Here is a 13,141-nt window from a genome sequence, read left to right on the forward strand (position 1 = left end):
GTCCATCAAAACCCCTTGGGTGTTGTATGGTTAAGCCTCACGGGCAATTAGTACAGGTTAGCTCAACGCCTCACAACGCTTACACACCCTGCCTATCAACGTCGTAGTCTACGACAACCCTTTAGGATACTTAAAGTATCAGGGAGAACTCATCTCAAGGCTCGCTTCCCGCTTAGATGCTTTCAGCGGTTATCGATCCCGAACTTAGCTACCGGGCAATGCGTCTGGCGACACAACCCGAACACCAGAGGTTCGTCCACTCCGGTCCTCTCGTACTAGGAGCAGCCCCTTTCAATTCTCCAACGCCCACGGCAGATAGGGACCGAACTGTCTCACGACGTTCTAAACCCAGCTCGCGTACCACTTTAAATGGCGAACAGCCATACCCTTGGGACCGACTTCAGCCCCAGGATGTGATGAGCCGACATCGAGGTGCCAAACACCGCCGTCGATATGAACTCTTGGGCGGTATCAGCCTGTTATCCCCGGAGTACCTTTTATCCGTTGAGCGATGGCCCTTCCATTCAGAACCACCGGATCACTATGACCTGCTTTCGCACCTGCTCGAATTGTCATTCTCGCAGTCAAGCGGGCTTATGCCATTGCACTAACCTCACGATGTCCAACCGTGATTAGCCCACCTTCGTGCTCCTCCGTTACGCTTTGGGAGGAGACCGCCCCAGTCAAACTACCCACCAGGCACTGTCCGCAACCCCGATGAGGGGTCGACGTTAGAACATCAACACTACAAGGGTGGTATTTCAAGGACGGCTCCACGCAATCTAGCGACTGCGCTTCAAAGCCTCCCACCTATCCTACACATGTAGGGTCAATGTTCAGTGCCAAGCTGTAGTAAAGGTTCACGGGGTCTTTCCGTCTAGCCGCGGGTACACTGCATCTTCACAGCGATTTCAATTTCACTGAGTCTCGGGTGGAGACAGCGTGGCCATCATTACGCCATTCGTGCAGGTCGGAACTTACCCGACAAGGAATTTCGCTACCTTAGGACCGTTATAGTTACGGCCGCCGTTTACCGGGGCTTCGATCAAGAGCTTCGACCGAAGTCTAACCCCATCAATTAACCTTCCGGCACCGGGCAGGCGTCACACCGTATACGTCATCTTGCGATTTTGCACAGTGCTGTGTTTTTAATAAACAGTTGCAGCCACCTGGTATCTGCGACTCTCAATAGCTCCATCCGCGAGGGACTTCACCGTCGAGAGCGTACCTTCTCCCGAAGTTACGGTACCATTTTGCCTAGTTCCTTCACCCGAGTTCTCTCAAGCGCCTTGGTATTCTCTACCCGACCACCTGTGTCGGTTTGGGGTACGATTCCTTACAATCTGAAGCTTAGAGGCTTTTCCTGGAAGCATGGCATCAATGACTTCACATCCGTAGATGCTCGACGTCGTGTCTCAGCCTTAGAAAGAGCCGGATTTACCTAACTCTTCAGCCTACGCACTTGAACCTGGACAACCGTCGCCAGGCCCACCTAGCCTTCTCCGTCCCCCCATCGCAATTGTAAGAAGTACGGGAATATTAACCCGTTTCCCATCGACTACGCCTTTCGGCCTCGCCTTAGGGGTCGACTTACCCTGCCCCGATTAACGTTGGACAGGAACCCTTGGTCTTCCGGCGAGGAGGTTTTTCACCCCCTTTATCGTTACTCATGTCAGCATTCGCACTTCTGATACGTCCAGCATGCGTTACCACACACCTTCAACCGCTTACAGAACGCTCCCCTACCCAATATACAAAAGTATATTGCCGCAGCTTCGGTTTACTACTTAGCCCCGTTACATCTTCCGCGCAGGCCGACTCGACCAGTGAGCTATTACGCTTTCTTTAAATGATGGCTGCTTCTAAGCCAACATCCTGGCTGTCTGAGCCTTCCCACATCGTTTCCCACTTAGTAGTAATTTGGGACCTTAGCTGGCGGTCTGGGTTGTTTCCCTCTCCACGACGGACGTTAGCACCCGCCGTGTGTCTCCCGGATAGTACTTACTGGTATTCGGAGTTTGCAAAGGGTTGGTAAGTCGGGATGACCCCCTAGCCTTAACAGTGCTCTACCCCCAGTAGTATTCGTCCGAGGCGCTACCTAAATAGCTTTCGGGGAGAACCAGCTATCTCCAGGTTTGATTGGCCTTTCACCCCTAGCCACAAGTCATCCGCTAATTTTTCAACATTAGTCGGTTCGGTCCTCCAGTTGATGTTACTCAACCTTCAACCTGCCCATGGCTAGATCACCTGGTTTCGGGTCTATATCCAGAGACTGAACGCCCAGTTAAGACTCGGTTTCCCTACGGCTCCCCTAGATGGTTAACCTTGCCACTGAATATAAGTCGCTGACCCATTATACAAAAGGTACGCAGTCACAGGACAAGCCTGCTCCTACTGCTTGTACGTACACGGTTTCAGGTTCTATTTCACTCCCCTCACAGGGGTTCTTTTCGCCTTTCCCTCACGGTACTGGTTCACTATCGGTCAGTCAGTAGTATTTAGCCTTGGAGGATGGTCCCCCCATATTCAGACAGGATATCACGTGTCCCGCCCTACTCGATTTCACTGAATATGCGTCGTCAGTTACGGGGCTATCACCCTGTATCGCCAAGCTTTCCAGCTTGTTCACCTAACGCCTATAAAGCTTAAGGGCTAGTCCAATTTCGCTCGCCGCTACTTTCGGAATCTCGGTTGATTTCTTTTCCTCGGGGTACTTAGATGTTTCAGTTCCCCCGGTTCGCCTCGTTATGCTATGTATTCACATAACGATACTTACTTATGTAAGTGGGTTTCCCCATTCGGAAATCCCAGACTCAAGTGGTTTTTACTACCTAATCTGGGCTTATCGCAAGTTAATACGTCCTTCATCGCCTCTGACTGCCAAGGCATCCACCGTGTACGCTTAGTCACTTAACCATACAACCCGAAGGAGTTTCGAATTGATGTTAAACAACCAAAGTTGTCTCTCATTATTTGAATGAGCGAGAGACATTCGATTTTGCCGGACTCAAATATGTTTTGCTTTCGCAAAACCCAAGAACACTTGAATGTGTTTTTAGTTGTATTCCATAAGGAATACTTTGAGAACTTTACAAACAACAATAAATTGTTGTTTTGTCAGCTTTCCAAATTGTTAAAGAGCAATAACAGCTCGAAGCTTTCGCTTCAAAACCATCAATCTGTGTGAACACTCATCGCAATAATCATCGTTTAAGGAGGTGATCCAGCGCCAGGTTCCCCTAGCGCTACCTTGTTACGACTTCACCCCAGTCATGAACCACAAAGTGGTAAGCGTCCCCCCGAAGGTTAAACTACCTACTTCTTTTGCAGCCCACTCCCATGGTGTGACGGGCGGTGTGTACAAGGCCCGGGAACGTATTCACCGTGGCATTCTGATCCACGATTACTAGCGATTCCGACTTCATGGAGTCGAGTTGCAGACTCCAATCCGGACTACGACGCACTTTTTGGGATTCGCTCACTCTCGCAAGTTGGCCGCCCTCTGTATGCGCCATTGTAGCACGTGTGTAGCCCTACTCGTAAGGGCCATGATGACTTGACGTCGTCCCCACCTTCCTCCGGTTTATCACCGGCAGTCTCCCTGGAGTTCCCGACATTACTCGCTGGCAAACAAGGATAAGGGTTGCGCTCGTTGCGGGACTTAACCCAACATTTCACAACACGAGCTGACGACAGCCATGCAGCACCTGTCTCAGAGTTCCCGAAGGCACCAATCCATCTCTGGAAAGTTCTCTGGATGTCAAGAGTAGGTAAGGTTCTTCGCGTTGCATCGAATTAAACCACATGCTCCACCGCTTGTGCGGGCCCCCGTCAATTCATTTGAGTTTTAATCTTGCGACCGTACTCCCCAGGCGGTCTACTTAACGCGTTAGCTCCGAAAGCCACGGCTCAAGGCCACAACCTCCAAGTAGACATCGTTTACGGCGTGGACTACCAGGGTATCTAATCCTGTTTGCTCCCCACGCTTTCGCATCTGAGTGTCAGTATCTGTCCAGGGGGCCGCCTTCGCCACCGGTATTCCTTCAGATCTCTACGCATTTCACCGCTACACCTGAAATTCTACCCCCCTCTACAGTACTCTAGTCTGCCAGTTTCAAATGCTATTCCGAGGTTGAGCCCCGGGCTTTCACATCTGACTTAACAAACCACCTGCATGCGCTTTACGCCCAGTAATTCCGATTAACGCTCGCACCCTCCGTATTACCGCGGCTGCTGGCACGGAGTTAGCCGGTGCTTCTTCTGTCGCTAACGTCAAACAACGCCGCTATTAACGACGCCGCCTTCCTCACGACTGAAAGTGCTTTACAACCCGAAGGCCTTCTTCACACACGCGGCATGGCTGCATCAGGCTTGCGCCCATTGTGCAATATTCCCCACTGCTGCCTCCCGTAGGAGTCTGGACCGTGTCTCAGTTCCAGTGTGGCTGATCATCCTCTCAGACCAGCTAGGGATCGTCGCCTTGGTGAGCCCTTACCTCACCAACTAGCTAATCCCACCTAGGCATATCCTGACGCGAGAGGCCCGAAGGTCCCCCTCTTTGGCCCGTAGGCGTTATGCGGTATTAGCCATCGTTTCCAATGGTTATCCCCCACATCAGGGCAATTTCCTAGGCATTACTCACCCGTCCGCCGCTCGACGCCGTTATCGTCCCCCGAAGGTTCAGATAACTCGTTTCCGCTCGACTTGCATGTGTTAGGCCTGCCGCCAGCGTTCAATCTGAGCCATGATCAAACTCTTCAATTTAAGATTTTGTTCGGCTCAATGAATACTGAACATTACATAAAGTAATGTTTGAATTGACTGTGCTGAATCTTTCGATTCAATGGTCACTTCGTTTCATTGAAACCTAATTTGAAGCCGAAGCTTCTAATTGGATTATCATCAACGAGTGCCCACACAGATTGATAGGTCTATATTGTTAAAGAGCAACTCTTCTTTGTGATTAACATCACTTCGGAAGAGGCGGCCATTCTAGCGAGATAATTTATTGTGTCAAACACTTTTTTTTAAATTATTTCGTTTTTCTTTTCAGCCTTATCAACTTCGCTTAAACCCTTGTGAGCCCTTGCCCTGTCGACGAGGAGGCATTATAGAGATCGCGCTCACATTGGCAAGCGTTATTTTTCAAAAATTGCAAAAATAATGGTTAAGCGATGAGTTTTCGATCAAAGCTTTATTTATTCAACTTTACCCCAAGAACTCGCACAACTTATCCACAGAGTTATTCTATAAAGCGTGTTTTTCAGGTGCTATAAATAAAGAAAGCTGCTTTATTGCAGCTATCTTTATTAAACTTAACCTAAACTCTATTTAAAGAGCATTATGGCTATATGCCAGACCCATCTTGTTCAGAGCCATCATCTTCGTGTAGGCCACATTCTCGCTTTAAGCCAAAGAATCGAGTTTCTTCCTCTGACATTCCCGGCTCCCATTTACGAGTGGTATGTGTATCACCAACTGAAAGGTAACCTTCATCCCACAATGGGTGGTATTTAAGGCCGTGTTGTTCTAAGTAGTAATGAACGTCTTTATTAGTCCAGTCAATTACTGGCAAAAACTTAAACACACCGTGCTGAATTGATAGTATCGGTAAACCTGCTCGTGATTTACTTTGCTCTCGACGTAGTCCAGAGAACCACGTTCCAACATTAAGCTCTTTTAGCGCTCGACGCATTGGCTCCACTTTATTGAGCTTGTTGTATTTTTCAATTCCCTCTACACCCTGCTCCCATAACTTCCCATATCGAGCCTCTTGCCAATTCGCACTTTCTTTCGCTCGATAAACTTTTAAGTTTAGGTTGAGAGCATCTGTCAGCTCATCAATGAATTGATAGGTTTCAGCAAACAGGTATCCTGTATCGGTTAGAATGACGGGGATATCCGCTTTGACTTGAGTAACTAAATGAAGCATAACCGCGGCTTGAATACCAAAACTAGAAGAAACCGCAAACTCGCCCTCTAGATTCTCTAAAGCCCACTTTACTCTATCTTGTGCCGAAAGCTTTTCGAGCTCGACATTAATTTGAGCAAGACGGAGGATTTGCTCCGTCTTTGTTAATGTCAATAACTCTGTAAGCTCAAGCCTGGACGCTACAGAATCAAGCATGAAAGTCCCTCTTTGATACGAGCACTTCTTGGATAATACCAGCACGAATTGTGAAATCGCCGAAGGCTTCGCCTTCTTTACGCTCTTTCGACCATCGAGCCACCAGCAGATCAATCTCTTCTAAGATTTGCTTATCCGTGATGTTCTCTTTATACATTTTTGGTACTCGAGTACCAGCACGGTTACCACCTAAATGTAGGTTGTAACGACCTGGCGCTTTACCAACTAAACCAATTTCAGCCAACATGGCACGACCACAACCGTTTGGACACCCAGTTACACGCAAAATGATGTTGTCATTTTTTGGTAGGTTGTGCTTTTCCAAAATCCCCTCCACATCAGTAACAAACTGAGGAAGGAAACGCTCTGCCTCTGCCATTGCTAGCGGACACGTTGGAAAGGCAACACACGCCATTGAATTTTTGCGCTGCTCACTGATATTGTCATCCATCAAGCCATGTTCACGAGCGATCTTTTCGATCTTCGCTTTTTCGCTTTTAGGTACCCCCGCAACAATTAAGTTCTGGTTGGCAGTCATACGGAAATCGCCTTTATGGATTTTGGCAATTTCAGCAACACCCGTTTTAAGTGGTTTACCTGGGAAGTCCAGCAGACGACCGTTTTCGATGAAAAGTGCTAAGTGATGTTTACCATCAATTCCTTCTACCCAACCAATACGGTCACCACGCTCAGTAAACTCGTACGGGCGGCTTGCTTCAAACTGAATGCCTGCTCGCTTTTCGACTTCGGCTTTAAAGACATCAGTACCTACACGGTCAAGTGTGTATTTGGTTTTGGCATTCTTACGGTTTGAGCGATTACCCCAATCACGCTGAGTGGTAACCACCGCCGCTGCAACATCAAGCGTTTTCTCTAATGGGATGAAACCTAAGTCGTCAGCGCGGCGCGGATAAGTTGACGTATCACCATGTGTCATCGCTAGACCGCCGCCAACTAGGACGTTAAAACCAACCAACTTGCCGTTATCCGCAATTGCTACGAAGTTAAGATCATTGGCATGCACGTCTACGTCATTTTGCGGTGGGATCACCACCGTCGTTTTGAACTTACGCGGTAAATAGTTTTTACCCAGAATAGGCTCATCTTCTTCAGTGCTTTCTACTTTCTCACCGTCTAGCCAAATCTCAGCGTAAGCACGTGTTTTTGGAAGCAGGTGTTCACTGATCTTCTTCGCCCATTCATAAGCTTCTTGGTGTAACTCTGACTCCACTGGGTTAGTGGTACACAACACGTTACGGTTTACATCACCCGCGGTTGCAATCGAATCAATGCCAATACTGTTGAGCGTTTGATGCATCAACTTAATATTCGGTTTTAATACCCCATGAAACTGGAACGTTTGGCGAGTCGTCAGACGAATACTTCCATATAAAGAGTGCTCCGTTGCGAACTTGTCGATCGCTAACCATTGCGTTGGCGTGATGATGCCTCCAGGCATACGTGCACGAAGCATCACGTTATGCAATGGCTCTAGCTTTTGCTTTGTGCGTTCATTACGGATATCACGATCGTCTTGCTGATACATACCGTGGAAACGAATTAACTGGAAGTTGTCGGCAGTAAAGCCACCAGTAATACGGTCCTGTAAATCTTGCTCAATGGTGCCACGTAATAAGTTACTTTCTCGCTTCAGGCGCTCGTTATCAGATAGCGGCCCTAGCTCTTCGCCTAATACAATCTGCTTGTTATTTTCAGTAGAAAAAGTCATTAGTACACATCCCTCTGATAACGTTTCGCTTTACGTAGGTCATTAATAAATTGTTCTGCATCGTCACGCGGCATCTTGCCTTCTTGTTCAGCAACGATAACCAGTGCGTCGTGCACATCTTTTGCCATACGCGTTGCATCACCGCAGACATAGATATAAGCGCCTTCTTGGATCCACTGCCACACTTGAGCTGCGTTTTCTAAGATGCGATGTTGTACGTAAACTTTTTCTACTTGGTCACGACTAAAGGCAACATCCAATCGGCTTAGTACTCCTGACTTGAGGTACTTTTGCCATTCCACTTGGTACAAGAAGTCTTGAGTGAACGTGCGATCACCAAAGAACAACCAGTTTTTGCCTTCAGCATCACGGTTTTCACGTTCCTGAATAAAGCTACGGAATGGTGCGATCCCAGTGCCCGGACCAACCATGATAATTGGAGTGCTATCATCTTCCGGCAGTTTAAAGTTGTTGTTATGCTCAACAAATACTTTAACTTCATCTCCCTCTTCGAGACGCTGTGCTAAGAAGCTCGACGCACCACCATATCGTTTTTCGTCGTTTTGTTCGTACTCAACCAAAGCAACCGTTAGGTGTACTTCTTCATCGACCTCTTCTTGGCTTGATGCAATAGAGTAAAGGCGAGGAGTAAGACGACGAAGCAAACTAATCAACTCATCTGCGGTTAACTTGGTTTTCTTCTCTGCCAATACATCAACAATTTGAGTATTTGCAGAGTACTCGCGAAGTTTATCTTTATCGTCAACCAGCTTTTGTAGCTTCTTGCTACCGGATAACTCGGCAAACTTTGTAATGAGCTGAGGGTTAGATGTTGTGATTTCATATTTACTCACGAGAGCACTATGGATTGACAAGCTTTCGCCATCAACATCAACGGTTTCAACCCCAGACAAACCGACCTTACCAAGAATGGCATTAGCAAGTTCTGAACTATTTTCAAACCACACACCTAGCGCATCACCAGGCTGATACGTTAACCCCGAACCTTCCAAGTCAATTTCTATATGACGAACATCCTTTCCAGAATCACGACCCGTGATTTTTTGACTGGTCAGTAACGTCGCTGTGTATGGGTTTTGTTTATTGTAAGAAGAGTGCGCAGTCGCCGCCTGACCCACAGGAAGTTGAACCACATCCGCTTCAGTGCCAGAAGAAAGCGTATCTTTTACCTTACCTAACGCATTCTTACGCCATTCAGCTGCTGGTGCTTCATAATCCACATCGCAATCAAGACGATCGATAAATGGGGTCGCACCTAACTTTGATAGGTAAGCGTCGAAGTCTTTACCGGTTTGGCAGAAGAATTCGTAGCTCGAGTCACCCAGAGCAATAACGCCATATTGAAGGTTTGACAGCTTAGGAGCTTTCTTAGATTGCAAAAACTCGTGTAGCTCTATAGCGTTATCTGGTGCTTCGCCTTCGCCGTTCGTCGATGCCACAATAATGACATGCGTTTCTTTGGCTAAGTTTTTACCTTTGTAATCACTTGCATCAAAAAGTTCGACAGCAATTCCTTCTGCTTTTGCTTCCTGTTCTAGAGCTTCAGCAACGCCTTTAGCGTTGCCAGTTTGGGAAGCAAAAATAATACTCAACTTACCTGCAGGCTTCGCTGATACGGCTGCCGTCGCTTGTGCAATTGGCGTTACCGCTGTATTTGGTTGATTTTGAGCTAATCCCCAAAAATACCCACTGACCCAAGCAAGTTGCTGTGAAGACAACTCAGAGACAGTTTGTTGGAGTGAGCTAATTTGTTGGTCATTCAGAGGGCTTGCGATTGGAGGATTTCCTCCTTGCCCATTATTATCTTCAGACACATTCTTGTGAGAATACTCATTCTTTTGAAAAGACATTATCACGACATCCCTATTCATTGCGTGATGATAGAGTACCCACTCTCCTTAATAACAAGAAAGAATAGAAGTGAATGTTTTATAACTTTTTGGAAGTAAGAACGGCTTACTTTTTGCTCATCGATCTTCAATGCGGACTTGTTGAAAGCCTACTGCCATTGCCGATTTTGACGCTGCATCCAAATCTTCATAAAGACATTCTTCACCATGACTGTCCGTCAGAAAAACAAAACCACCGCGCGCATGTCTGAACTCCACAACCCAGCCACCCTCTTGGATTGCAGGTTCAATAATCGCTTCGACAAGCTGGTTTTCACGGAATAGATGTCTTAGTTCGTTTATTGTCATCGCTATCCCTGCTTTAACTTTCACATTGCTCCTAGGTAAGCATGGTCTAAGTCAGCAAAATAGGCAGAAAATTCGATTGAATATAATGAAGTGATATAAAAAAACGCCGCTTATAAAGCGACGTTTTAAAAAATCGAGTATCTAATCTGGCTGCATTTAGAATGCGTATTCTGCACTCACAAAAAAGCCGTTAGCAAAAATAAACTCTTTCCCTAGATCCGACATGAATTTCTCGGACTCCAAATCAATCACGCGGTAACCACCACGAAAAGCCAGTTGAGCTTTTTCGAGCGGTACATGGTATTGAACACCTGCCATGAAATCAGTACTTTTGATACCTTTGTTGTCACCAAAGTTTATCTCACCAATCACATCAAAATTTGTGTCCGGAACTTGAATCTCTGCGTAACCGTACCAAGCCCAAATCAGCTCATCAAACTCTTCTATACGCTTGTTTGAGCCAGCATCAATGTATTTAGTGTCACTTAAATTACTGAATGTAACACCCGCATCAAAATGCAATAAATCATGCTCCAGAATTTGGTAGTACATGGTGAAATCAAGCTTATTGAACCCCATATAATCAGCATCAATGCTCGAGTAACGAAGACGTGCATTAGGAACGTATTTCACATCATGCTCAATCGCCGCGTAAAATGCGCCTGTTGTGCTGCTATCTCGTCTTACTTCATTTACTTTAGTGTCAGCAGCCCAGATCTCTGCGCCGACTTTCGTCGATACAGAATATTCTGCAAAAACAGGAAAAGATACTGCCAACGATAATGCTGTTAAAGCGATGGTCGCTTTATTTGTCATGTAGTGTGTACTCCGAGATAGCTGATGTTCACGTTGAAGACGTGAGAGGAAATATACCATACTCTCACGTCTCTCTATCAACTAAATCATGTCACTCGTTATTTATAGCGGGGCTGGGCAACGTAATTCTTGAAGAACCAAACACCCAATGCAATCACGATTAACCATGGCAATAGTTTGAGTACCGCTCCGACCATTCCCAGTAAAAACATCACAACTAACGCGATACCGGTTGCTGCGAATACGGTCATCATTGTGATACCGGTAACCAATAGGGTCGCCGCAAAGACTAAAATAAAGATTAGCTCCAACATAATCACTTCTCCATTTGTTTTTAATAAACAGAGCAGTTTCCATACCAACTTACCAAGATGACGATAACACAATGATTTTTATTCAAAAATAAAGCCAGAGACATTTCTGCACTCTGGCTTACTTGTTCTTTAGTTGGTAATTTTAGCCAACCACTGGTTAATTTTACACATTCAATTCTTTTGGAATCTTCGCTAACGCGTCTTGCAGCACTTCTAAACCAGAACCCGGCTTGTGCGCATTTTCACTGATATGACGACGCCATTGACGAGCACCTGGCATGCTTTGGAATAAACCTAACATATGACGGGTAATATGACCAAGGTACGCACCTTTCGCTAATTGCGCTTCAATGTATGGGTACATCTCTTCAACAATTTCGCTGCGTTTCTTCACTGGAGCATTAGAGCCAAATAACTCTTGATCTACCGATGCCAGTAGATATGGGCTTTGGTAAGCCTCACGACCAATCATCACACCATCAAGATGCTGAAGATGTGCTTTGGCTTCTTCTAGTGACTTTACACCACCGTTAATAGCAATGGTTAAGTGAGAAAAATCTTGCTTCAATTGGTAAGCTCGTGGGTAATCCAATGGTGGGATCTCACGGTTTTCTTTCGGACTAAGACCACTTAACCAAGCTTTACGCGCGTGGATAGTGAACTGCTCACAGCCCCCCTTTTCTGAGACAATAGAAACAAAATCCGTTAGGAACTCGTAAGAATCTTGATCATCAATACCAATACGAGTCTTGACTGTCACAGGAATATCAACCACGTCCTTCATTGCAGCGACACAATCCGCAACCAACTGTGGTTCTGCCATTAGGCAAGCACCAAAGCGACCGTTTTGTACACGGTCAGACGGGCAACCCACATTGAGGTTAACCTCATCGTAGCCACGCTCTTGAGCCAGTTTAGCGCACTTTGCCAAGTCTCCTGGATTTGAACCACCCAACTGAAGGGCCAACGGATGCTCTTCTTCGTTGTAAGCCAGGAAATCTCCTTTTCCATGAATGATCGCACCTGTCGTCACCATTTCAGTGTACAGCAGGGTTTCTTTGGTCATTAAGCGATGGAAGTAGCGACAATGACGATCGGTCCAGTCGAGCATTGGTGCTACGGAGAGCCTGCAAGAATGAGTCATGATATAAACACCCGTTTTTATGTTGCCAAGGTCGAGCGCAGCAGTACGCTCAAAAAATAAGTCGGGTATTGTATACCCAAGCACCTCTAGGTGCTAGTTTCAGCGAGAATGATTTGGCTGGCTGGCTAGCCAAATGCTTAAGAATATGCAGCAGTAATACGAATTCGTCACTCGTTGATTCATTCTGTGATGACTATTCCGACTTCACACCACCACCGACTTGCTTTAATTCATGATTTTCGTTCTGATAGTGGGTAAAATGAAGCATTTCTAAACGAACTTCGTATAGAAATGATTTATCATAGAGCACGTCCGATAGTTATGGTGAAAGGTTTGAACCCAACAATCATTGAACAAATTGAAAGTATCTGCGCAGAGCGTGGAGTACGATTGACTCCGCAACGCCGACGCGTATTTGAACTCATTTGTTCTAATCGCCGCGCCTCAAGTGCGTATGAGCTATTGGAGCAACTAAAAGAGAGTGAGCCTCAGGCTAAGCCTCCCACTGTTTATCGAGCATTAGATTTTCTCCTAGAGCAAGGCTTCATCCACCGAGTGGAATCGACAAATAGCTTTATTACTTGTTGTTCTTTCAATACTCAGCAGCACTTTTTCCAATTACTAATTTGCGATAAATGTGGTGATGTCGTTGAACTCGAAGATGAGACGCTGATATCCTTGTTAGCCGAAAACGCCGAGAAGCATGGATTCAAACTGACCAACCAAGTTATTGAAACTCATGGTGAATGCCAGGCCTGTTCCTCCGAGACGAAAGAAAAAGTATAGAAGAAC

Annotated in this window: 8 protein-coding genes and 2 rRNA genes; 1 reads left to right on the forward strand and 9 read right to left on the reverse strand. The window is 46.3% G+C overall.

All coding sequences use genetic code 11. The annotated features are described in order from the left end of the window. Positions 1-26: 26 nt before the first annotated feature. The 9 genes from J8Z23_RS14265 to dusA form a co-directional block, all read right to left on the reverse strand. A 23S ribosomal RNA gene (locus tag J8Z23_RS14265) occupies positions 27-2,916 on the reverse strand. A gap of 295 nt (positions 2,917-3,211) precedes the next feature. Continuing rightward, positions 3,212-4,764, reverse strand: a 16S ribosomal RNA gene (locus tag J8Z23_RS14270). The 16S and 23S rRNA genes sit together here, the layout of an rRNA operon. A 583-nt stretch (positions 4,765-5,347) precedes the next feature. Then, a complete protein-coding gene (locus tag J8Z23_RS14275) occupies positions 5,348-6,127 on the reverse strand; it encodes a phosphoadenylyl-sulfate reductase (RefSeq protein WP_301659186.1) in 780 nt (259 codons plus the stop codon). Beyond that, complete coding sequence (gene cysI, locus J8Z23_RS14280) at positions 6,120-7,856, reverse strand: assimilatory sulfite reductase (NADPH) hemoprotein subunit (RefSeq protein ID WP_301659185.1); 1,737 nt, start codon at positions 7,854-7,856, stop codon at positions 6,120-6,122. Before cysI ends, J8Z23_RS14275 begins: the two co-directional genes overlap by 8 nt. After that, entirely contained in the window at positions 7,856-9,727 is a 1,872-nt protein-coding gene (locus J8Z23_RS14285) for an assimilatory sulfite reductase (NADPH) flavoprotein subunit (protein ID WP_301659184.1), read from the reverse strand. The genes cysI and J8Z23_RS14285 overlap by 1 nt, the downstream gene beginning before the upstream one ends. A 117-nt stretch (positions 9,728-9,844) precedes the next feature. Continuing rightward, positions 9,845-10,075: a hypothetical protein gene (locus J8Z23_RS14290; protein WP_005455817.1), complete on the reverse strand. Its 231-nt coding sequence runs from the start codon at positions 10,073-10,075 to the stop codon at positions 9,845-9,847. Positions 10,076-10,231: 156 nt separating this feature from the next. Beyond that, the gene (locus tag J8Z23_RS14295; protein WP_005398096.1) at positions 10,232-10,891 is read right to left on the reverse strand and encodes a TIGR04219 family outer membrane beta-barrel protein; all 660 of its coding nucleotides are present in this window, start codon (positions 10,889-10,891) and stop codon (positions 10,232-10,234) included. Positions 10,892-10,989: 98 nt separating this feature from the next. Further along, a complete protein-coding gene (gene pspG, locus J8Z23_RS14300) occupies positions 10,990-11,205 on the reverse strand; it encodes an envelope stress response protein PspG (protein WP_005398086.1) in 216 nt (71 codons plus the stop codon). Positions 11,206-11,368: 163 nt separating this feature from the next. After that, complete coding sequence (dusA, locus tag J8Z23_RS14305; RefSeq protein ID WP_150918228.1) at positions 11,369-12,349, reverse strand: tRNA dihydrouridine(20/20a) synthase DusA; 981 nt, start codon at positions 12,347-12,349, stop codon at positions 11,369-11,371. A 321-nt stretch (positions 12,350-12,670) separates the two neighbouring features. On the opposite strand from dusA, the gene zur reads away from it, so the two are divergent. Next, positions 12,671-13,135: a zinc uptake transcriptional repressor Zur gene (gene zur, locus J8Z23_RS14310; protein WP_005381268.1), complete on the forward strand. Its 465-nt coding sequence runs from the start codon at positions 12,671-12,673 to the stop codon at positions 13,133-13,135. Positions 13,136-13,141: the final 6 nt, after the last annotated feature.

It is taken from the genome of Vibrio sp. SCSIO 43086 (genome assembly GCF_051132235.1).
Taxonomy (GTDB): domain Bacteria; phylum Pseudomonadota; class Gammaproteobacteria; order Enterobacterales; family Vibrionaceae; genus Vibrio; species Vibrio diabolicus.